The following is a 20629-nucleotide window of genomic DNA, read 5'->3' as shown; positions in this document are numbered from 1 at the left end:
GGGTTTACGATGACGCCGTGGCGGACGTGACGGTGGCGATATTCACCTTCACCAGAAACGAAGCGACGGCAGTGACGGAGTTGCTCACACGCCTCTGCGTCGATTTGCCGGCGTTCGGAACAACGGTATGGGCGCAGACGAAACCGGGTGACGAGGCATGGGAAGGCCACTTGTCCGACGGCCGCACGGCACGGCTCGAGCACCATGCCTTGAGCGCCCAGGGCAATGTCGTGGCCGCGGCCGCCCTGAGCCGGTCGACCCGCGAGAACCGGGCCGACTACTACGTCTTCTACGGCTGCTGCGGGACGGTCGATCCCGAGCTGGTCGGCAAGGTATTCCGGGCCGAGAGGGTTTCCTACCTGTCCTTGGGAGTGGTGGCCGCTACCCCGGACGGCGAAGTGGTTCAGCTGCAGAACAAGTGGATAGTTCGCACCCAACCCAGCGAGCAAGCTCCACTCGAGGCAATCGAACTGCGCGCCGGGGCGGCAGGCGCACCGGGTTCCGTCTGGGGGTTGGAGGTTCCCGACGCCCATGTTCTCGCCACCGACAAGGTGATCAAGATTTCGCCGGGTGTCGCACCGGCGCCATTGGAGTCGCCATCGGGCGGTCCCGTCTACGCCAAGGAGAATTGGTCTTACTCGCTGGCCCTTGCCCTCCATTCGCAGATCGCGAACACGCCGGTACTCGTCGACATGGAGTCCTTCGGTATCGCGTCGACGATGCGTGCGCTGGGATTGTGTGAGCGCGTCCTGGTCCTTCGCGTCGCCTCAGATGCGTTGACCGACAAGGTGGATCAACGCGATCAAGATCAACTCGATTTCCTCAGAGCGGGCCTTCCGGACCTGGCCGCTGCGGTAGCAACGATCCTGGGACTCTGAATGACGCCGGACAACCCGCCACGGACACTCGAAGACGAGGTACGCAGGTTGCGTGCCGGCATCGTGAGGCATCCGCCGTCGACGCGGGACCCGCGAGAGTCGGAAATGGTCCGCGTGGTGTCAGCGGCGTCGCTGGCCTGGGACGGCCAGTTTGACCGTGTCGATCGCTTCTCGCGTCCGCTGCTGCCCTCAAGCACTTCGACGGACGAGCGGGCCAGCCCAGCGATGACAGCACAGCTGTTCTTGGAGCAGGTGGCGTCCGACTATCGACGAGTGGCGTCATGCCAACTCGACCTCCGCGACGTGGAAGCCCGGCGGACCACAGACGAGGGCACGAAGACCCTCGAACGTTGCGGAGTTGCGAGCCGACCGGTGGCACCACTTGCTGTCGGGCAACACCTTGCGGTTCAACGCGCCGGGAAGCAAGACCTGGCGAGTGTCTTCGAGCCATGGATTGCGACTGCCGAAAACGCGGATCGCGCGTCCCAGTACGCCGCAGCATTCGGCGAAGTGCTCGGACCCTTGATTATTGTCGCACTGGACAATTCGCCGACCGTTCCGTTGCTCCCCGGCTGGTCTGGCCGGGTGGGCGAGGTGTGGTGCACCGAGTTCCTCGCGGCGGGGGCTGAGATTCTGAAATGGCCGGCCCTGCTCGCTGACTCACACCTCGAAGGCAGAGTGGTCCCAGCGTCGGGATGCAACACGGTCGACTTCACCGAGACCGCCAACGAAGTGGTCGCGGTCGCCCAAGGGTTCCGCCCGGTCACAGACGTGAGGGTGAGCGCGGCCGGCGCAGTACCCAGGGTCGAACTTGTTCTCGCCGGCGACGAGCTGACACGAGATGAGTTGACTCGCTTCATGAACAGGATCAAGCATCTCCCCGCTGAGGTGGCGATTCTGCCCTGACCGGTCGCCCCGAAAACCGGTTACGTAGGGCCCAACGACCCTAGAAGGCCCATCCGGGATCGGCCTACCTTTGAAGGCGGAATTTATCCATTGCATTAGGAGTAGAACAATCATGACCACAGCTCGCGACATCATGCATGCCGGTGCCGCCTGTGTAGGCGAACACGAAACCCTCACCGCCGCAGCGCAACACATGCGGGACCTGGGCGTCGGCGCACTGCCGATCTGCGGAGACGACGACCGGCTCCACGGAATGATCACCGATCGAGACATCGTCGTCAAATGTCTTGCAGCCGGCACGGATCCGTCGACCGCAACGGTCGGCGAACTGGCGCAAGGCAGCACCTACCACGTCAACGGCGACGCCGATATTCAAGAAATGCTGAACATGATGGAAGAGCACCAAGTGCGCCGCCTGCCCGTGATCGAAGATCACCGCCTGGTGGGCATCATCAGCGAAGCCGACATCGCCCGCCATCTGAACGAGCACGAAATTGCGCACTTCGTGAAGGCCATCTGCTCCCCCAAGGCCCTCACCAGCCACTGATCGGCCTGAACCGCCCCCGACATCGAGCACTGAGGACGTCCTACCCTTCGACCCTCCGGTCGCCGTCGAGCCACCGGGCGAAGACGCTGCGCCGAAAAACGAAATCTGTTGTCGCCGAAGGCTTCATCAAGAGATGCCACCCTTGCCTGACTCGCGAGAATATCCGCCCGCGAAAGGGACTTCGGTCCCTATTGCTCCAACCGCGCACGCTCGAAAATCGAACAGGCAAGTCCTGTTACCCCAAAGGAGGGACATCATGAATGATCTCCCCGTCCGCCAGCAGTCTCGAGGGTGGCTTCCGGATTTTTGGTCCGGCCTACTCACCGGTTTCCCGTCGTCACTGACCGCTATGCATCCTGGCAACCTGATCAAGCTCGAAGACGACATGGAAGACGGCCGCTACACGCTGCGCGCTGAAATCCCGGGCATCGATCCGGACAAGGACGTCGACATCACCGTGCGCGACGGTCGGTTGACGATCAAGGCAGAACGCACCGAGCGTAAAGAAAGCAAAGGCAGGTCAGAGTTCTCCTACGGCTCGTTCGCCCGCTCGGTCAGCCTGCCGGCGGGAGCCGACGAGGACGACATCAACGCCACCTACGACAAAGGCATCTTGACCGTCTCGGTAGGGGTTCCTGAACAGCCAGCGGCGGGTGAGAAGCACATAGCGGTGCACACCGCCGGCTGAGCCGGGTCCGCTTCGATCAGGCCCGGCGCGGCGAAAAGTACATCTCCTGTAGCACGGTGCACACCAACGCACCGTTGCGGTTGAACATCGTGCCGCTAGCCCGGGCGAGCGAGTCGGCGCTGCTGGGCGAAGACCGTTGAAAGAGAAGCCAATCCGACAAGTCCGCAGGCGAGTGAAACCACATCGAATGGTCGCGCTGCGACGATTCGCCGACTCCGCCGTACGCGGCGAACGCCGGCTCGGTCAACGTCACCGCCGACAGGTAGGCCACCAGGCTCGCGGTCAGCACTGGATCGTCGGGCACCTCACCGTCCGGCCGCCACCACATCGCCGATCGTGCGGGAGGCGCACTCTCGCTGTCGATGACGCGGCGTTCGAACCAGCGCAGGCTTGCGTAGCGCCCCTGGGTGTTCTCGTCGGACTCCGCGAGATGCGGTGCCACCCAAGGCAACGTCTCCGGTGCGGGCGCCTGCGGGCACGGCGGTTGATAGACGACCTCCGCGGAGGCGGGATCGGCCACCTTGAACGACGACATCGCCTCCATCAGGATCCTGTCGTACTGACGCGCGGTGACGCGCCGCGCGGAAAACGTCCGTCCCTCTTGCAGATTCACCACTTCGAAGTCCACCGGCCGGCGAGCGTCTCCGGACCGGAGGAAATACGTGTGCACACTGTGCGGGGCGCGATCGGGCGCGGTATGGCTGGCCGCCAGCAACGCCTGGGCCGCGATATGCCCACCCAGGATGTGGTGGCCCGGCGCCGGCAGCTGCCGACCGGTGAAGAGCCAGGGCTCGACACGGGTCAGGTCCAGGGTGGCAAGCACGTCGCCGAGCGAGGATGACATCGAAACGTATCTTGCCCGATCGCTACCCGGCCGCGCTCAGCAGCTGAGTCGCCGGTAGCGCTGCAGCCGCCGCAGCGCCACCGCCGACGCCGGGGCGCTGACGGGTTGCAGCGCTCGGCTCAGTTCCGCACGCACGGCGGGAACCGCGAGATGCATCCCGATCGCCACCAAGCAGTTCGCGACTGCGCGGGGCGGTGCCTTCGCAATGTGGACCGCGCTGCCGACCAGGTTGACGACATAGCTGCGAACCGACCGCCCATGGCGGACCGCCACCACACCCTTGAGCCGGAACACCCCGGACGGCGGCTGTTCCAGCAGGTCGAGCAGGGCATCGAGGTCGATACAGCCGGCACCGGTGACAGTGACGGAATCGGCGTGGACGTGGTCGTGTTCCTGGTCGCTTTCCGCGTCCAGTAACAACTCCCGGAACGACAGTTGCCCCGCGTCTTCGGACGATTCCAGCGGGTCGAACAGCAGTGCCGGGTCGATTCGCCCTCCCGTGGTGCCCACCACCTGAACGCGCGGGTTGCGTTGCGCTACCCGCTCATTGATCCGCTCCAGCACCGCCGGCCGGTCCCCCTCAGGAACCTGGTCCAGCTTGTTGACCACGATCAGCGAAGCCACGCCGTAGCGCACCGGGGGCAGTTCGCCACGGTCGACGGTGTCAAAGTGGTTGACAGCGTCGACAACGTCGACCAGGCCACCGCTGCGGACCCCGGCCAACTTGCTGAAGCCGATGATCCGCGCGATCGACACCGGATCGGCCAGACCGCTGGCCTCGACGATGATGGCGTCGAGGCGACGGGCGGGATCGGCGAGCTTGGCCAGTGCCTCGTCCAGGCCGCCATCGTCGGGCAGGCAGCAGATGCATCCTCCGGCGATCGAGGCGGGCTCGTCGACCTGGCCGGCCACCAGCGCGGCGTCGACGTTGAGTTCGCCGAAGTCGTTGACCACGACGCCGATCCGCGTGCCGGGACTGCGCAGCAAATGATTCAGCAGCGTCGTTTTGCCGGCGCCGAGATGACCGGTGAGCGCGATCACAGGTATCGCTGACAACACTCTCCCCCGACGTCGGCACCAGGTCATGGCAAGGCTAACCGGAGCGCCTGGCGGGCCGTTCGTCCTAGCCGTTTTCTTAGGTTTGGGTATGAGTGCCGTAGGCTTTGCGGCGATTTGTGAACGCAGACGCGCACTCCCTGGCGCTCAACCGACCGAACGGACGTCAAGCAAGTGATCATCGGAATACCACGCGAGTCTCTCCCCGGTGAGACGCGTGTTGCCGCCACGCCGCAGACCGTCGGGCAGCTCGTCAAGCTCGGCTACTCGGTGGTCGTCGAATCCGAGGCAGGTACCGCCGCGAGCTTCCTGGACAGCGCTTACGTCGAGGCCGGCGCCGACATCGGGTCTCGGGATCAGGCATGGACCGCCGACATCGTCTTGAAGGTCAACGCCCCGAACGACGACGAGATCGCCGCGCTGCGCGACGGCGCGACCCTGGTCAGCCTCATCTCCCCCGGCCTGCACCCGGAGCTGGTCGAGAAGCTGACCGCCCGCAAGATCACCGTGCTGGCGATGGACGCCGTGCCCCGCATCTCGCGGGCCCAGTCGCTGGACGTCCTGTCGTCGATGGCCAACATCGCCGGTTACCGCGCTGTCGTCGAAGCGGCCCACGCCTTCGGCCGATTCTTCACCGGCCAGGTGACGGCCGCCGGCAAAGTGCCGCCCGCCAAGGTGCTCGTCGTGGGCGCGGGCGTGGCGGGCCTGTCCGCGATCGGAGCGGCCGGCAGCCTGGGCGCCATCGTGCGCGCCACCGACCCGCGGCCGGAGGTTGCCGATCAGGTCAAATCCCTTGGCGGCGAATATCTTTCGGTTGACGAGAGTGAAGCCGAGGTCTCCGCCACCGGGTACGCCAAGGAAATGAGCGACGACTACAAGGCCCGCGAGGCGCAGCTGTACGCCGAACAGTGCCAGGACGTCGACATCATCATCACCACCGCGCTGATCCCCGGCAAACCGGCGCCGCGCATCATCACCGCGGACATGGTCGCCTCGATGACCCCCGGCAGCGTCATCGTCGACATGGCCGCCGCCAACGGGGGCAACGTCGAGGGCACGGTCAAGGACCAGCTCGTCGTCACCGACAACGACGTAACCATCATCGGCTACACCGACCTGGCCGGACGGCTGCCCGCTCAGTCTTCCCAGCTCTACGGCACCAACCTGGTCAACCTGCTCAAGCTGATGACCCCGGAGAAGGACGGACAGCTGGTCCTGAACTTCGACGACGTGGTGCAGCGGTCCATGACCGTGGTCCGGGACGGCGAATCCACCTGGCCGCCGCCACCGGTACAGGTGTCCGCTGCCCCGGCTGTTGCGGCGGCCGCCACGCCGGTCAAGGAGTCGCACGCCAAGCAGCCGATGTCCAACAAGCGACGGCTGACGACCACACTCATCGCCGCCGCGGTGCTGTTCGCGCTGATCGCGCTCTCCCCGGCGGCGCTGCAGGTGCATCTCACGGTGTTCGCGCTGGCCATCGTGATCGGCTACTACGTGATCGGCCACGTCCACCACGCCCTGCACACCCCGCTGATGTCGGTGACCAATGCGATCTCCGGAATCATCGTGCTCGGCGCCCTGCTGCAGATCGGAAAAGAGAACCTCCCGATCACGGTGGTGTCCTGTGCGGCGATCCTGCTGGCCAGCATCAACATCTTCGGCGGTTTCGCGGTGACGCGACGCATGCTCGCCATGTTCTCCCGCAGCTGAGCCTGCGCACCTAATCGAAGGATCATCCCTTGTTCACGATAGAAACCGCCGCCAAAGCGGCATACGTCGTCGCGGCCCTGCTGTTCATCCTGGCGCTCGCCGGGTTGTCCAAGCACGAAACGTCCCGGGCCGGGAACACCTTCGGCATTTTCGGCATGGCCGTAGCGCTGGCGGCGACCATCGCACTGGCGATCAACGGACACATCGAGTCGCTGGGGGTGGCGCTGCTGGCCGGTGCCGTCGCGGTCGGCGCCGCAATCGGCCTCTGGCGGGCCCGGGTGGTCGAGATGACCGGAATGCCCGAACTGATCGCGCTGCTGCACTCCTTCGTCGGTCTGGCCGCCGTGCTGGTCGGCTGGAACGGTTATCTGTTCGTCGAGCACAATCCCGGAGGCGCCGAGGCGGCCACCCTGCGCGCGGAGGGCCTGGGCGGAATCCACTCCGCCGAGGTGGTCATCGGCGTGTTCATCGGGGCGGTGACGTTCACCGGTTCCATCGTCGCGAACCTCAAGCTCTCGGCGCGGATCAAGTCGGCGCCGATGATGCTGCCGGGCAAGAACTTCCTTAACGTCGGCGCGCTGGTGCTCTTCGGCGCCCTCACGGTGTGGTTTGTGATCAACCCGACGATCTGGCTGCTTGCCGCCGTCACCGCGCTCGCCCTGCTGCTCGGCTGGCACCTGGTCGCGTCCATCGGCGGCGGGGACATGCCCGTCGTCGTGTCGATGCTGAACAGCTACTCGGGCTGGGCGGCCGCCGCATCGGGCTTCCTGCTGAGCAACGACCTGCTGATCATCACCGGTGCCCTGGTCGGGTCCTCCGGTGCCTACCTGTCCTACATCATGTGCAAGGCGATGAACCGCTCGTTCATCTCCGTGATCGCCGGCGGCTTCGGTATCGAGGCAGGACCGGCCGAAGACAAGGACTACGGCGAGCACCGGGAGGTCACCGCTGAGGGCGCTGCGGAGCTGCTGACCTCGGCCGACTCGGTGATCATCACCCCGGGGTACGGCATGGCCGTCGCCCAGGCCCAGAACGCCGTCGCCGAACTGACCCGCAAGCTGCGCGCACGCGGAGTCAACGTCCGGTTCGGCATCCACCCGGTCGCGGGACGCCTGCCCGGCCACATGAACGTGCTGCTGGCCGAGGCCAAGGTGCCCTACGACATTGTGCTGGAGATGGACGAGATCAACGACGACTTCTCCGACACCGCCGTGGTGCTCGTCATCGGCGCCAACGACACCGTCAACCCGGCTGCCGCCGAGGACCCCAGCAGTCCGATCGCGGGCATGCCGGTGCTGACCGTCTGGGACGCCGACAACGTCATCGTCTTCAAACGATCGATGGCCTCCGGCTACGCCGGCGTGCAGAACCCGCTGTTCTTCCGGGAGAACACCGCGATGCTGTTCGGCGACGCGCGCGACCGGGTAGAGGCGATCCTCGCCGCGCTGTAAGCACGCTCCACGCTGCGGCGACGGCGCCGGTCGGCGCCGAGATTGCCGCTGCGGTCGCGATTCGACGACCAAGCACGACCACCACGGCCAACTCGCGGAGCAATTCGCAGTTCGCGCGCTGCAGCGACGGCGGTCGGCGCCGAGATTGCCGCTGCGGTCGCGGTTCGCCGACCGAGCACGACCACCACGGCCATCTCGCGTAACGATTCGCAGTCGCGCTGCAGCGACGGCCAATCCGTGTGAGTATTCGATGTAATGACGAACCGGTGTGCCGAAAGCCCGGATGCGGGGCCTCGAACTCGATACGCTTGGCGCACATACCGGTGATTGACGCTTAGGGGGCGACGTGTCGTTTCTAGCCGTGGCTCCTGACTGGGTCACGTCGGCGGCAGCGGATCTCGAGAACATCGGTTCGGCGCTGGCCGCAGCCAATGCGGCGGCGGCTCTTCCGACCACGGGGGTCGCGGCCGCCGCGGCTGACGAAGTCTCGGCCGCGATCGCGACGCTGTTCGCCGGGTTCGGCCAGGAATATCAGGCGCTCAATACCCAGCTCAGCGCATTCCAGCAGCAGTTTGTGCTGTTACTCGGTAGCTCGGCCGGGTCCTATGCGAGCGCGGAGGCGACGGCCGCATCCGTGCTTGACCCCGTTTTCGGCATTATCAATGCGCCCACCCAGCTGCTGCTGGGACGTCCGCTGATCGGCGACGGGGCAGCAGGCACCGCCGCGTCGCCCAACGGCGGCGCCGGCGGGTTGCTGTGGGGCAACGGCGGCAATGGTTACTCGCAGACGGTGGCCGGGGCAGGTGGCGCGGGTGGTTCCGCCGGGTTCTTCGGTAATGGCGGGGCCGGCGGCACGGGTGCCAATGGTGGAGCCGGCGGGGCCGGCGGCAACGGCGGCTGGTTGTTCGGTAACGGCGGCTGGGGCGGCACGGGCGGCGCGAACGGCGCAGGCGCGGGGGGAACCGGCGGAGCCGGGGGCGTTGCATATCTGCTGGGCACCGGCGGGAACGGCGGCGCCGGCGGACTTGGCACCCTGGCTACCTACCCTCTGGGGTACGGCGGCACCGGCGGCCACGGCGGCGCGATCTGGGGCGGCCAGGGCTTCAGCGGTGCCGGCTGGGACGGCAGGACGATCTCTATGCCGACCATCATGACCACCGAACCGGTCGTCAATCTCTCCGTCAACGGCTACACCAGCGGTCCGATCCTGGTCGACACCGGATCCGCGGGCCTGGTCATGCAAATGAAAGACATCGGCGGCCTGCCCGGACTGCTCAAGCTGGGCATCCCGCACGGACTGAACATCAGCGCCTACAGCGGCGGGCTGACTTACCTCTTTGCCAGCTACCCCACGTCGGTGGACTTCGGCAACGGTCTCGTGACCGCGCCTACTGCCGTCAATGTCGTCCTGTTCTCAATCCCCACGTCACCCTTCGCTATCTCGGCCTACTTCACCGAGTTCCTGAAGAACCCATTCGTCACCCCCTTCGACGCGTACTTCGCATCAGCGGGCGTGGACGGCGTCTGGGGTCTAGGACCGAATGCGGTGGGACCGGGGCCCACCATTCCGAACCAGTACTTGCCGGGCAATCTCAGCCAGGGCGCGCTCATCGACATGCAAGGCGGGACGCTGCAATTCGGCCCGAACCCTGGACCGGTCAACTTCTCGCTCAACGGCTCCCCGATCACTACGTTGTACGTTTCTATAAATGGCGGGACTCCCATAGCCGTGCCCTCGATCGTCGACTCCGGCGGTGTGCTGGGAACGATGCCGTCGTCGGTAATCGGCGGCGCAGGCAGCTTGCCGGCAAACACAAACATCGCGGTCTATGGCGGCCCGGGCTTCACCAACCCGCTTTACTCGTACAACACGAACGATTACAAACCCACGGTCATCTCATCCGGCCTGATGAACACCGGATTCCTGCCCTTCTATCTGCAACCGATGTACACCAGCTACAGCCCCGGCGGTGTCGGAACTACAGTCGTTAACACTTAGCTCTCAGCAAATTGCCTTGCCCCACAGCTAGTTCCACCCCTGTCACCCCCCGCCGCTAAAGTCGGCCCCATGTTGCAGACGATTGCCGTGCGCGGCTACCGCTCGCTGCGCGACATCGTGCTGCCACTCGGCCAGCTGTCGGTCGTCACCGGCGCCAACGGCACCGGCAAGTCGTCGGTGTACCGCGCGCTGCGCCTTCTCGCCGATTGCGGACGCGGCGAAGTCATCGGCTCGCTGGCGCGCGAGGGCGGTCTGGAATCGGTGCTGTGGGCCGGTCCGGAGCAGCTGGCAGGAGCCCGCAAACAGGGAAAAACCCAGGGCACCACGCGCACTCGCCCACTGTCGCTCGAACTCGGCTTCGCCGCAGACGATTTCGGCTATCTTGTCGATCTCGGCATACCGCAGATGGCGGGCTACGGTTCGGCCTTCTCCCGCGACCCGGAGATCAAGCGCGAGGCGATATTCGCAGGCCCGGTGCTGCGGCGCGCCACCACCCTGGTTCGCCGCACCCGGGACTTCGCCGAGGTCAGCTCCGATTCAGGCTTTGACGAGCTGAGCCGCACACTGCCGCCCTACCGCAGCGTGCTCACCGAATACGCCCACCCGCAAGCACTTCCAGAACTCGCCGCAGTCCGCGAGCGGCTCCGTGGCTGGCGGTTCTACGACGGCTTCCGGGTCGACGCCGCCGCCCCGGCCCGCGTTCCGCAGGTGGGTACCCGCACCCCGGTGCTCTCCGACGACGGCAGGGATCTGGCCGCGGCGATCCAGACCATCATCGAAGCAGGATTCGACGACCTGAGCCGGATCGTCGCCGAGGCGTTCGACGGCGCCACCGTCGCGGTCGACGTCAGCAACGGCCTGTTCGATCTTCAGCTACAGCAGCGCGGCATGTTGCGCCCCCTGCGTGCGGCCGAATTATCCGATGGCACACTGCGATTCCTGTTGTGGGCAGCGGCATTACTCAGCCCGCAACGCCCCTCGCTGATGGTGCTCAACGAACCGGAGACCTCGCTGCACCCGAGCCTGGTCGGCCCGCTGGCCGCGCTGATCCGGGTAGCGGGCGAAAACACTCAGGTCGTCGTGGTCACCCATTCGGATGCGCTGCGCACGCTCCTCGACGACGGCTCCGGGGACTCCGTGGAGATCGAGCTGTACAAAGATTTCGGCGAGACTCGGATCACCGGACAGAGTTTGCTGACGACGCCCCCGTGGGACTGGGGCAAACGCTGAGCCAGAGTGGCCTGCGCCTCGTTATGCGTGCAAAGTGTGCAGTTTGTGCAAATATGAGCACATGGCGAATCCAATGGGCCTGCGCGAGCGTCGCCGCCGCCAGACCAGCGCGGACATCCGCGGAGCCGCCGTGCGCCTGGCGCAAGCACGCGGTTGGGACAAGGTCACCATCGAGGAGATCTGCGTGCAGGCGGGCATCTCGACCCGCACATTCTTCAACTACTTCCCCAACAAGGAAGCGGCCATCGCGTACGGCCCATCGGACCTGCCCCCCGAGTTGGCCCAGGAGTTCGTCGCCGCCGGCCCCGCGCCGTTGTCGGTGGTCCTGGCGGATCTGATCACGCTGGCCGGACACCATCTGCGCGACATGCCGCCGCAGCGCGAGCAGGCCGTCTGCATGCTGGACCTGGCCAAGACCACCCCGGCGGTGCTGGCGGCGTTCCTGGCCGACCTGGAGCGCTTCCAGAGCCAGCTGACCGAAATCGTCGCCAAGCGCCAGGGTTTGCCTTCCGACGATGAGATCCCGGCGCTGATCTCCGCACTGGCGCTGACGGCCGTGCGTTCGGGCATCGAGCGGTGGTCGAGTGGCGAACCCGAGGACGCCGACGACACGCCGATGCCCTACGTCGAGCGGGCCGCGGCGCTGGTCAACAGCATTTTCAGCAAGTGATCGGCGTGACCGAAAACACATAAACTTGCATGATCTGCAAAAAGTGCAGATTATGTATTCATGGTCCGGCGGCGGAACACGATTATGCCTCGGTTGATCGAGACATCCGCCCGCTTCACGTCGGGCCGTTTTGGTCTGCAAGGGGCACAGTTCAGCCTCAAACCTCTTGCATTCCAACGCAACACGACTCAGCAGATCGGATCACCCGGCCCAGAAGGGATCGCGTAGTGCAGATGGCGAGATTGGTGCGTAACGCCTGGTTGCCGCTGTTGATCGTGGCCGTGGTGGCGATCGGCGGGTTCACCGTGCACCGGGTCAAGTCGTTCTTCACCGCCGAGAACGCGGACACGCTGACCAGCCCGAAGGTGGACGACTCGAAGCCGTTCAAGCCCAAGGTGGTCAAGTACGAGATCTTCGGTTCGGCGACAACCGCCAACGTGAACTATCTGGATCTCAGTGCCGAACCGCGGCGCCTGGACGACGCGCCGCTGCCGTGGACGCTGGTGCTCAGCACCACCGCCCCGTCGGTGTTTCCCAACATCTCCGCACAGAGCGACGGTGACTACCTCGGCTGTCGCATCACCGTCGACGACGAAATCAAGGACGAGAAAATTTCCAACGGCGTGCACGCCCTGACATCCTGCTTGGTGAAATCAGCATGAGCACGACCCTCGAAGACCGACGGCCCGACAACGCCGACACCGCCCCGATCCCGAAACACGCCACGCGTCCGGCGATTCCGCGTTTCCTGCGGAAATTCGCGGTGCCGGTCATCATCGGCTGGATAGCGCTGATTGCCGTCCTCAACACGGTGGTCCCGCAGCTCGACGAGGTCGGCAAGATGCGCTCGGTCTCGATGAGCCCCGACGACGCGCAATCGGTGATCGCCACCAAGCGCGTCGGCGAAGTGTTCAAGGAGTACAAGTCCAACAGCTCGGTGATGATCGTGCTGGAGGGCCAGAACGCGCTCGGCGCCGATGCACACGCGTACTACGACGAGATCGTCCGCAAACTCGAGGCCGACAAACAACACGTCGAGCACGTCCAGGACTTCTGGAGCGACCCGCTCACCGGAGCCGGCGCCCAGAGCAACGATGGCAAGGCCGCCTACGTGCAGGTCTATCTCGTCGGAAACATGGGTGAGACCAAGGCCAACGACTCGGTCGAGGCCGTTCAGCACATCGTCGACAGCGCCAAGCCGCCCAACGGGGTCAAGGCCTACGTCACCGGACCCTCGGCACTGGAAGCCGACCAGCACCTCGCCGGTGACCGCAGCCTGCAGCTGATCACCATGGCGACGTTCGTCGTCATCATCGCGATGCTGCTGTTGGTGTACCGCTCCATCATCACGGTGCTGCTCACGCTGGGCATGGTGGTGTTCGAGCTGGCCGCCGCGCGCGGTGTGGTCGCCTTCCTGGGCTACCACCAGGTCATCGGGCTGTCGACGTTCGCCACAAACCTGTTGGTCACCCTGGCCATTGCCGCCGCCACCGACTACGCGATCTTCCTCATCGGTCGATATCAGGAAGCCAGGGCCGTCGGCGAATCGCGAGAAGACGCGTACTACACCATGTTCCACGGCACGGCCCACGTCGTGCTGGGGTCCGGCATGACCATCGCCGGCGCCACCTTCTGCCTGCACTTCACCAACCTGCCGTACTTCCAGTCGCTCGGGATCCCGCTGGCAATCGGCATGGTCGTGGTGGTGCTCGCGGCCCTGACACTCGGCCCTGCGGTCATCTCTGTCGCATCACGCTTTCGGCAGACCCTGGAGCCCAAGCGTGCGCAGCGAATTCGCGGTTGGCGCAAGATCGGCGCCGCCGTCGTGCGGTGGCCCGGCCCGATCCTGGTCGTGACGATCGGCATCGCGCTCATCGGTCTGCTGACGCTGCCGGGTTACCGGACCAACTACAACGACCGCAACTACCTACCCGCCGATCTGCCGGCCAACGCCGGCTACGCGGCCGCCGACCGGCACTTCTCCAAGGCCCGGATGAATCCCGAGCTGCTGATGATCGAAAGCGATCACGACCTGCGCAACTCCGCGGACTTCCTGGTCATCGACAAGATCGCCAAGGCCATCTTCCGGGTGCCCGGCATCAGCCGCGTGCAGGCCATCACCCGGCCCGAGGGCAAGCCGATCGAGCACACCTCGATCCCGTTCCAGATCAGCGTGCAGGGCGTCTCCCAGCAGATGACGCAGAAGTATCAGGAAGATCAGATTGCCGACATGCTCAAGCAGTCGGATGAGATGCAGACGACGATCAACAGCATGGAGCAGATGCAGAGCATCACCACGCAGATGGCCGCCGACATGCACGTGATGGTCGGCAAGATGCACGCGATGACCATCGACGTCGCCGAATTGCGGGACCACATGGCCGATTTCGAGGACTTCTTCCGGCCGATCCGGTCCTACTTCTACTGGGAGAAGCACTGCTACGACATCCCCGTGTGCTTCTCGCTGCGGTCGGTGTTCGACGCTCTCGACGGCGTCGACACGATGACCGACGACATCCAGAGCCTGCTGCCGGTGATGGATCACCTCGACACGCTGATGCCGAAGATGGTGGCGCTGATGCCCGAGATGATCCAAAACATGAAGAACATGAAAACCATGATGCTGACCATGTATTCGACCCAGAAGGGTCTGCTGGAACAGCAGCAGCGGGCGCAACGCGACTCCTCTGCCATGGGCCGGGCCTTCGACGCGTCCCGCAACGACGACTCGTTCTACCTGCCGCCGGAGACGTTCGACAACCCCGAGTTCAAGAAGGGTATGAAGAACTTCATCTCGCCCGACGGCCACGCGGTGCGCTTCATCATCAGTCACGACGGCGATCCGATGTCCGCGGAAGGCATTTCGCATATCGACGCGATCAAGAAGGCGACCTACGAGGCGCTGAAGGGCACGCCGATGGAGGGCTCCAAGATCCTCCTCGGCGGCACCGCGGCCACCTTCAAGGACATGCAGGAAGGCAGCAACTACGACCTGCTGATCGCCGGAATCGCGTCCATGTGCCTGATCTTCATCATCATGCTGGTCCTGACCCGAAGCGTGGTGGCCTCGGCGGTGATCGTGGGCACCGTATTGCTCTCGCTCGGCGCGTCTTTCGGGCTTTCGGTGCTCATCTGGCAACACCTGATCGGCATCGAGCTGCACTGGATGGTGCTGGCGATGTCGGTGATCATCCTGCTGGCGGTCGGCGCGGACTACAACCTGCTGCTGGTGTCCCGGTTCAAGGAGGAGATCCATGCCGGCCTGAACACCGGCATCATCCGGGCCATGGGTGGCACCGGGTCCGTGGTCACCTCGGCGGGGCTGGTGTTCGCCTTCACGATGATGACGATGGCGGTCAGCGAGCTCATCGTGATCGGGCAGGTGGGCACGACCATCGGTCTGGGTCTGCTGTTCGACACCCTCATCGTGCGGTCACTGATGACGCCTTCGATCGCGGCCCTGTTGGGTAAGTGGTTCTGGTGGCCGCAGCGGGTCCGGCAGCGCCCGAAGCCCTCCCCCTGGCCTACTCCCGCGGCGGACCAGGCCAAGACGGAGTCGCTGACCTCGGTCTGACGCCGAGTGCGAATTCTGCGACGCTTCGCCGGCGCGTCGCGTAGTGGAATTCACAGTCGGCGTGGGGTGACGTGGACGACCGGGGTGACGAGGACGCGCGTGGTGACGAGGACACGCGGGGTGACGAGGACGCAGCAGCGACGACGGCGGTAGCGCTCAGCCGACGATGTCGAACAGCGCCGCTGCCGAGGTGACGGCCTTGTCGCCATTGCCCTCGTCGTGCAGCAGCATCCGCACCCCGACGCGTCCGGGCCCGCCGGGGTGGGCCGAACCCTCCACCCGGAACGGACCCACCTTTCCGCGGGACATGAACATCACGTGCCAGCTGGTGACCTGCAGCCGGCGTGTCCCGGCAACCCGGGCGGCGAGATCGGTCGCCGCGGTCTCCAGCACCACGTGTTGCGGCCCGATGTGCAGGGCCGCGTCGGGTGAAGCGTATTCGGCGCTCAACGCGGGCAGCACCCAATGCCCGTCGTCGCGCCTGGCAGCCCCGAACGCCTGCCACAACGGCGGCAGATCCGGGGAGTCCTCGATCACCAGCTCGGTGCCCGAAACATCCATCCGGTCAAGCCCTTCCGGCGGGATGCCGATGATCGCGCCCTGGCCCTCGTTGAAGGCGATGACCCGGTCGGGATTGTCGGCGTCGACGATCTTGCACCGCCCGTAGCCCATCGTGCGGCCCTGGTGGACGATGCCCGAATCGACGATCTCGATCCGGCTGACGTCGTAGCCGGGGTCGACGATCTGCACCGACGCGATCACCGGGTTGGGCACCGCCACCATGTCGGTCTGACAGCCTTCCGGCGATGAGATGGCAAGCGGGGCAACCATGATGCCGCCGGCTTCGTTACGCATATCGCGGCGGATCACCACCGTGTTGTCCACCTCGCCGAGGTTCATCGACGAGTGGTTGCGCCCGATGTACCGGTAACTGAGCAGGCCGGTCCAACGCCGGTACAACTCATCCCGGTAGGCGTCTGCATCGCCCAGCAACTCCCGGATGTCGCGCGGTTGGCCACTCATTTTCCGGACTTCTTCGCCTCATTGAGCGCCACCGCGTCTCGGATGAGCGCCTTCAGCGCCTCGTCATCGATCGCGTCTTCCCCACGAATGTCAATGGCACGACGGGTGTTTCCGTCCAGACTCGAGTTGAACAGGCCGGACGGGTCCGGCAACGACGCGCCTTTGGCGAAGGTCACCTTGACCACATTCTTGTACGTCTCGCCGGTGCAGATCATTCCGTCGTGGTACCACACCGGGACTCCCCGCCATTTCCACTCTTCGACGACGTCGGGGTCGGCATCGTGGATCAATTCCCGGATGTGTGCCAGTGTCGCGCCGCGCCAGTCATCCAGTTCCGCGATACGCGCGTCAATCATCTTCGACGGTGAATCGGCCACGTCATCCCCCTCGGCATGCGATACAGTTTCAGGCGAGATTGTAACGGCGGTAAAGCCATACGGAAACGGACGGGAGGGTGACGCTCCGAGCATGGGACACCCGTCGGGAGACGCGCGGACGGTCTTCACCTTCTGCCGCTACTGCCTGGCTGCCTGCGGCGTCGAGGTCACCGTCGAGGACAACCGGGTAACCAAGATCTCGGCTGACAAGCAGAACCCGCACAGCTGGCAGGATTTCTGCGCGAAGGGCCGCAATGCCGCCCAACTCGTCGAACATCCGCGCCGGATCCGCGCTCCGCTGCGGCGGGTGGGCGACCGGTACGTCGAATCAAGCTGGGAAGAAGCGATTTCCGACATCGCCGCCCGGATGACGGCACTGATCGACGCCGACGGCCCCGACGCCATCGGCGCCTATTACGGCAACCCCGCCGGATACTCGTCGTCGAATCTGATGTTCATGAACGGCTGGCTGGATGCGGTGGGCACCCAGAACCGTTACGCGGTGGGGTCGGTCGACCAGAACGCCGTGCACGTCGTCGCGGAGGCGATGTACGGCTCCTCGATCATGGTGCCCGTCTCCGACATCGACCGTTGCGACTACATCCTCCTGATCGGCGCCAATCCCGCAGTGAGCGCCTGGAACTGGCTGGAAAGCGTACCCGCCGGATGGCAGCGGGCACTGGCCCGCCAGCGGCAGGGCGCCACCATCGTCGTCGTCGATCCGCTGCGTACCGAATCCGCCGACAAGGCCGACGTCCATATCGCGGTACGCCCCGGTCAGGACTGGGCTCTGCTGCTGGCCATGGTGAAAGTCATTCTTGACCAACGCCTCGAACACCAAACCGACTGTGCGCAACTGACCACCGGCATGGCTGCCCTTCGGGCACTGGTGGCCGAAGCCGACCTGGACGACCTGGCCCTGCGGTGCGATGTGCCGCGCCCGCAAATCGAAACGATCGCAAGGGAATTCGCTACCGCACCAGCCGCTATGGCGGTGACACGGACCGGCGTCTCGCTGCATCTGACCGGAACGGTGGGTGAATGGCTCGGCCAGGTGCTCAACGTCATCACCGGACGCATGGACCGCCCCGGTGGCCGGCGTTTCGAACCCGGCTATCTGGATGCGATAAGGCTGGCCTCCGCCATCAAGCCGTCCGATCACCGCAGCAGGCTGACCGGCCGCCCGATGGTGGCAGGTGTGCACGCGTTGAGCGAACTGCCCGCTCAGATCACCACACCCGGCCCGGGACAGATCCGAGCCCTACTGATCAATGCCGGCAACCCGGTGATCTCCGGTCCGGACGGGTCCGCCCTGGACGACGCCCTGGCACAGCTCGACCTGCTGGTGGTCATCGACATGGTTCAGCGCGAAAGCCACCGCCACGCGCACTGGTTGCTGCCTGCGGTGCACTGGCTCGAACGCGATGATCTGCTCGCGCTCACCAGCAGTCTGCATGACGAGCCCTACCTGCAATATGGCCGGCGGGCGGTCGAACCACCGGCGGGAGCGCATGAGGCGTGGCGGATCTTCGTCGATCTGACGCTGGCCATGAAGCTCCCGCTGTTCGGCGTCAAGGGCCTCAACGCGTTCATCAAAGCCAGCCGGCGACTGGCGCGCACCACCCGTCGCCCAGCGCTGGAATTCTCCCCACACTGGATCAACCGGCTGTTGCTCAAGACGTCACGAAAGGTCAACGGCCGCAAGCTGAAGTGGCGCGATGTGATTGCTGACCAGCACGGCATGGTGCTCGGCCCGCGCGAATACGGCCACTTCAAGGACGCGCTGCGCACTCCCGACAAGCGGGTGCACATCGCGCCGCCCGCCCTGGTTGCCCGCGCCCGTGACCTGCTTGCCGCACCTGCACCCGAAGCGCCTCGCGGGTACCCGTTCCAACTCGGCAACCGCCGCCATCGCCATTCGATGAACTCCTTCCTGAACGAGTTACCCGGTCTGCATCCCGGCGGCAAGGGCAGCGTCGCGCTCATCCACCCCGCCGACGCAGCCGACCTCGGCATCGCCGATGGCGATATGGTGCGGGTGCACTCCCCTGCCGGCGCTGTCGAGGTGCGGGCATCGTTGAGTGACCGGCCCCGGCGTGGGCTTCTCGTCATGGCACACGGTTGGGGTTCGCGCGTCTTCGACCCGCACGGCACGGCGGCACCTCAGATCTTCGGCGTGAATCGCAACCTGCTGATCGATGGCGAACCGGTGGATCCGTTGTCCCAGACGCCGGCGATGAGTTCTAGCTATGTGGCGGTGGAACCGGTATCTGCGGACACGCCGACCGACATCACCGAGAGCCGGCACCCGTCCGGACCGGTACGCCACGCGTGATCAACGCCGGTGACGACGGCGGTGTCACCGGCTTCCAGCGGATGCGCGCCGTCGTCCAATATCAGCTCCACCGAGCCGGATAGCACGAGATCGAGGTCTACAGTGTCGGTGTGGTGCATCGAAAAGGCCACGCCGGGGCCGTAATCGATGATCTTCCAGTTGATGGTGCCGGGCGGGACGCCCAGGTCGAGGGTGTCGGCGCTGCGACCACCAGGAGAGATCGCGGGGGCCGACGGCGTCGCATAGAGCACGGAGAACAGGAGGCCCTCGAAACCCGGGAAGCCATCCAGCGTGACCGGGCCGTCCTGCTCCGCACACGATCGGCCGGTCGCGTCGACCCCGGTGATCAGCAGCCGTCCCGCGGGTGCAGACAGCGGACCTTGCGACCCTTCCGGCAGTGAGACGAAGTTGCGTGCTGACTCCTCTGACATGCGTTAGGACTCTAGCCGCAGCAACCTCAACTACCGGCTGCTTCCAGCAGCGCGTCGGCGGCGACGCGACCGAGTTCGTTCGCGGCCAGCGGGCTGTCGCCGGTGATCAATTTGCGGTCCTGGTGGGTTTTGCCGGTCATGTCGTCGTTGAGGATGGTCAGGCCCTGCTTGCCCAATCGGTCGGCGAGCAGCCAAGTCAATCGTCCTGGCAGATAACCCATGTCGATGTTGGCACCGGAGTCCAGCGCATCGGGAAATACGCACACCGAGTAGCCCGTGAAGGGCGATTCCTGCCCGTCCAACGCGGCCGCGAGCAGTGCCGCCGGGCCGTGGCACAACGTGACGATGAATCTGTCGTTGGTCAGTGCCCATTGCAGCGTCTGTCCTACCGCGGGGCTGTCCGGCAGGCCGATCATCGCGCCGTGGCCGCCCGGGATGAACACGGCAAGGTAGTCCGAATCGGAGCCCAGGTCGTTGGCCACCACCTCGGAAAGTTTCTTCGGCTGCTTGAACTTGGGTTTGAGCGCTTCGTAGGTGGCCAGTACGGCGTCGTCCTCGCGCGGCATGGCCCACAGCTCCAGCTTGACCGGATAGCCGGTGACCGTGGCGACGTCGACCTCGAAACCCGTCTCCATCAGGTGGTGCAGTGGCAGCAATGTCTCGACGGGATGGTTGCCGGTGGAGAACATCTTGCCGTTCTCCAGCAGGAGGTAACGTTCTTCGGTGGCAATCACCAGCACCTTCCACCGTCCCTCGGTGTAGGCGCCCGGATGCGCCACGCCGTCGAAGTCGGTTTTGGGCTGCGTGTACTCGCTCAAGGAGTACGGCGACGGAAAGAACGCGTTGTCCTCGGCGTCGTCTGGGGTGGGGTCTTTACTCAAGTCGTCGGTCATGCTCACAAGCTGCCCCT

At 65.3% G+C, this 20629-nt stretch carries 18 protein-coding genes; 12 read left to right on the top strand and 6 right to left on the bottom strand.

Features of this window, described 5'->3' with window-relative positions; genetic code table 11:
* Window positions 1-17: 17 nt before the first annotated feature.
* The 4 genes from QXK92_RS03145 to QXK92_RS03130 all read left to right on the top strand — a co-directional run bounded on the left by QXK92_RS03145 (window position 18) and on the right by QXK92_RS03130 (window position 3019).
* The gene (locus tag QXK92_RS03145) at window positions 18-878 is read left to right on the top strand and encodes a hypothetical protein (RefSeq protein WP_306240213.1); all 861 of its coding nucleotides are present in this window, start codon (window positions 18-20) and stop codon (window positions 876-878) included.
* 48 nt (window positions 879-926) lie between these two features.
* Entirely contained in the window at window positions 927-1784 is an 858-nt protein-coding gene (locus tag QXK92_RS03140; RefSeq protein ID WP_306240212.1) for a hypothetical protein, read from the top strand.
* Window positions 1785-1896: 112 nt separating this feature from the next.
* Window positions 1897-2331, top strand: coding sequence for a CBS domain-containing protein (locus QXK92_RS03135; RefSeq protein ID WP_306240210.1), 435 nt, complete (start codon window positions 1897-1899; stop codon window positions 2329-2331).
* Between the two features lie 253 nt (window positions 2332-2584).
* Window positions 2585-3019 (top strand): Hsp20/alpha crystallin family protein, encoded by a 435-nt coding sequence (locus tag QXK92_RS03130; RefSeq protein ID WP_371934532.1) that lies wholly within the window; start codon window positions 2585-2587, stop codon window positions 3017-3019.
* A gap of 16 nt (window positions 3020-3035) precedes the next feature.
* Here the strand turns inward: QXK92_RS03130 and QXK92_RS03125 are convergent, their stop codons facing one another.
* Window positions 3036-3863, bottom strand: coding sequence for an acyl-CoA thioesterase II (locus QXK92_RS03125; RefSeq protein WP_306240208.1), 828 nt, complete (start codon window positions 3861-3863; stop codon window positions 3036-3038).
* A gap of 36 nt (window positions 3864-3899) precedes the next feature.
* Complete coding sequence (locus tag QXK92_RS03120) at window positions 3900-4919, bottom strand: GTP-binding protein (RefSeq protein ID WP_306240207.1); 1020 nt, start codon at window positions 4917-4919, stop codon at window positions 3900-3902.
* Window positions 4920-5093: 174 nt separating this feature from the next.
* Here QXK92_RS03120 and QXK92_RS03115 point away from each other — a divergent pair, with 174 nt between their 5' ends.
* From QXK92_RS03115 to QXK92_RS03085, 7 genes are all read left to right on the top strand, one after another.
* Window positions 5094-6629, top strand: coding sequence for a Re/Si-specific NAD(P)(+) transhydrogenase subunit alpha (locus QXK92_RS03115; protein ID WP_306240206.1), 1536 nt, complete (start codon window positions 5094-5096; stop codon window positions 6627-6629).
* Between the two features lie 29 nt (window positions 6630-6658).
* Window positions 6659-8080, top strand: a complete 1422-nt coding sequence (gene pntB / locus QXK92_RS03110; protein WP_306240205.1) for a Re/Si-specific NAD(P)(+) transhydrogenase subunit beta — start codon at window positions 6659-6661, stop codon at window positions 8078-8080.
* 346 nt (window positions 8081-8426) lie between these two features.
* Entirely contained in the window at window positions 8427-10079 is a 1653-nt protein-coding gene (locus tag QXK92_RS03105) for a PecA family PE domain-processing aspartic protease (RefSeq protein WP_306240204.1), read from the top strand.
* A gap of 69 nt (window positions 10080-10148) precedes the next feature.
* Window positions 10149-11309: an AAA family ATPase gene (locus QXK92_RS03100; protein WP_306240203.1), complete on the top strand. Its 1161-nt coding sequence runs from the start codon at window positions 10149-10151 to the stop codon at window positions 11307-11309.
* A 61-nt stretch (window positions 11310-11370) separates the two neighbouring features.
* The gene (locus tag QXK92_RS03095) at window positions 11371-11979 is read left to right on the top strand and encodes a TetR family transcriptional regulator (protein ID WP_306240202.1); all 609 of its coding nucleotides are present in this window, start codon (window positions 11371-11373) and stop codon (window positions 11977-11979) included.
* Window positions 11980-12212: 233 nt separating this feature from the next.
* The gene (locus QXK92_RS03090) at window positions 12213-12641 is read left to right on the top strand and encodes an MmpS family transport accessory protein (protein WP_306240201.1); all 429 of its coding nucleotides are present in this window, start codon (window positions 12213-12215) and stop codon (window positions 12639-12641) included.
* Window positions 12638-15553 (top strand): RND family transporter, encoded by a 2916-nt coding sequence (locus tag QXK92_RS03085; protein ID WP_306240200.1) that lies wholly within the window; start codon window positions 12638-12640, stop codon window positions 15551-15553. Before QXK92_RS03090 ends, QXK92_RS03085 begins: the two co-directional genes overlap by 4 nt.
* Before the next feature lie 156 nt (window positions 15554-15709).
* Here QXK92_RS03085 and QXK92_RS03080 read toward each other — a convergent pair whose 3' ends face one another.
* Window positions 15710-16576, bottom strand: coding sequence for a hypothetical protein (locus QXK92_RS03080; RefSeq protein WP_306240199.1), 867 nt, complete (start codon window positions 16574-16576; stop codon window positions 15710-15712).
* Window positions 16573-16932 carry a DUF1801 domain-containing protein gene (locus QXK92_RS03075; protein WP_306244157.1) on the bottom strand — a complete coding sequence of 120 codons (360 nt, stop codon included), beginning with the start codon at window positions 16930-16932 and terminating at the stop codon, window positions 16573-16575. Before QXK92_RS03075 ends, QXK92_RS03080 begins: the two co-directional genes overlap by 4 nt.
* A gap of 112 nt (window positions 16933-17044) precedes the next feature.
* Between QXK92_RS03075 and QXK92_RS03070 the strand changes: the two genes are divergently transcribed.
* On the top strand, window positions 17045-19288 hold the full coding sequence (locus tag QXK92_RS03070; protein ID WP_306240198.1) for a molybdopterin-dependent oxidoreductase: 2244 nt from the start codon (window positions 17045-17047) through the stop codon (window positions 19286-19288).
* Here the strand turns inward: QXK92_RS03070 and QXK92_RS03065 are convergent.
* Together QXK92_RS03065 and hchA are read right to left on the bottom strand one after the other, a co-directional pair.
* Window positions 19201-19719 (bottom strand): cupin domain-containing protein, encoded by a 519-nt coding sequence (locus QXK92_RS03065; protein WP_306240197.1) that lies wholly within the window; start codon window positions 19717-19719, stop codon window positions 19201-19203. The genes QXK92_RS03070 and QXK92_RS03065 overlap by 88 nt on opposite strands.
* A 26-nt stretch (window positions 19720-19745) precedes the next feature.
* Window positions 19746-20612, bottom strand: a complete 867-nt coding sequence (gene hchA, locus QXK92_RS03060; protein ID WP_306240196.1) for a glyoxalase III HchA — start codon at window positions 20610-20612, stop codon at window positions 19746-19748.
* Window positions 20613-20629: the final 17 nt, after the last annotated feature.

The organism is Mycobacterium sp. TY815 (assembly GCF_030755135.1).
In the GTDB taxonomy this organism is placed as follows: Bacteria; Actinomycetota; Actinomycetes; order Mycobacteriales; family Mycobacteriaceae; genus Mycobacterium.
Note: the sequence above shows the minus strand (reverse complement) of the source record. Positions and strands in the feature narration are given on the sequence as shown.

Coding starts and splice junctions, on each gene's coding strand:
- QXK92_RS03085 (WP_306240200.1), top strand. CDS start 12,638: ATGAGCACGACCCTCGAAGACCGACGGCCCGACAACGCCGACACCGCC.
- QXK92_RS03070 (WP_306240198.1), top strand. CDS start 17,045: ATGGGACACCCGTCGGGAGACGCGCGGACGGTCTTCACCTTCTGCCGC.
- QXK92_RS03065 (WP_306240197.1), bottom strand. CDS start 19,719: ATGTCAGAGGAGTCAGCACGCAACTTCGTCTCACTGCCGGAAGGGTCG.
- QXK92_RS03090 (WP_306240201.1), top strand. CDS start 12,213: ATGGCGAGATTGGTGCGTAACGCCTGGTTGCCGCTGTTGATCGTGGCC.
- QXK92_RS03135 (WP_306240210.1), top strand. CDS start 1,897: ATGACCACAGCTCGCGACATCATGCATGCCGGTGCCGCCTGTGTAGGC.
- hchA (WP_306240196.1), bottom strand. CDS start 20,612: ATGACCGACGACTTGAGTAAAGACCCCACCCCAGACGACGCCGAGGAC.
- QXK92_RS03075 (WP_306244157.1), bottom strand. CDS start 16,932: ATGATTGACGCGCGTATCGCGGAACTGGATGACTGGCGCGGCGCGACA.
- QXK92_RS03080 (WP_306240199.1), bottom strand. CDS start 16,576: ATGAGTGGCCAACCGCGCGACATCCGGGAGTTGCTGGGCGATGCAGAC.
- QXK92_RS03125 (WP_306240208.1), bottom strand. CDS start 3,863: ATGTCATCCTCGCTCGGCGACGTGCTTGCCACCCTGGACCTGACCCGT.
- QXK92_RS03095 (WP_306240202.1), top strand. CDS start 11,371: ATGGCGAATCCAATGGGCCTGCGCGAGCGTCGCCGCCGCCAGACCAGC.
- QXK92_RS03100 (WP_306240203.1), top strand. CDS start 10,149: ATGTTGCAGACGATTGCCGTGCGCGGCTACCGCTCGCTGCGCGACATC.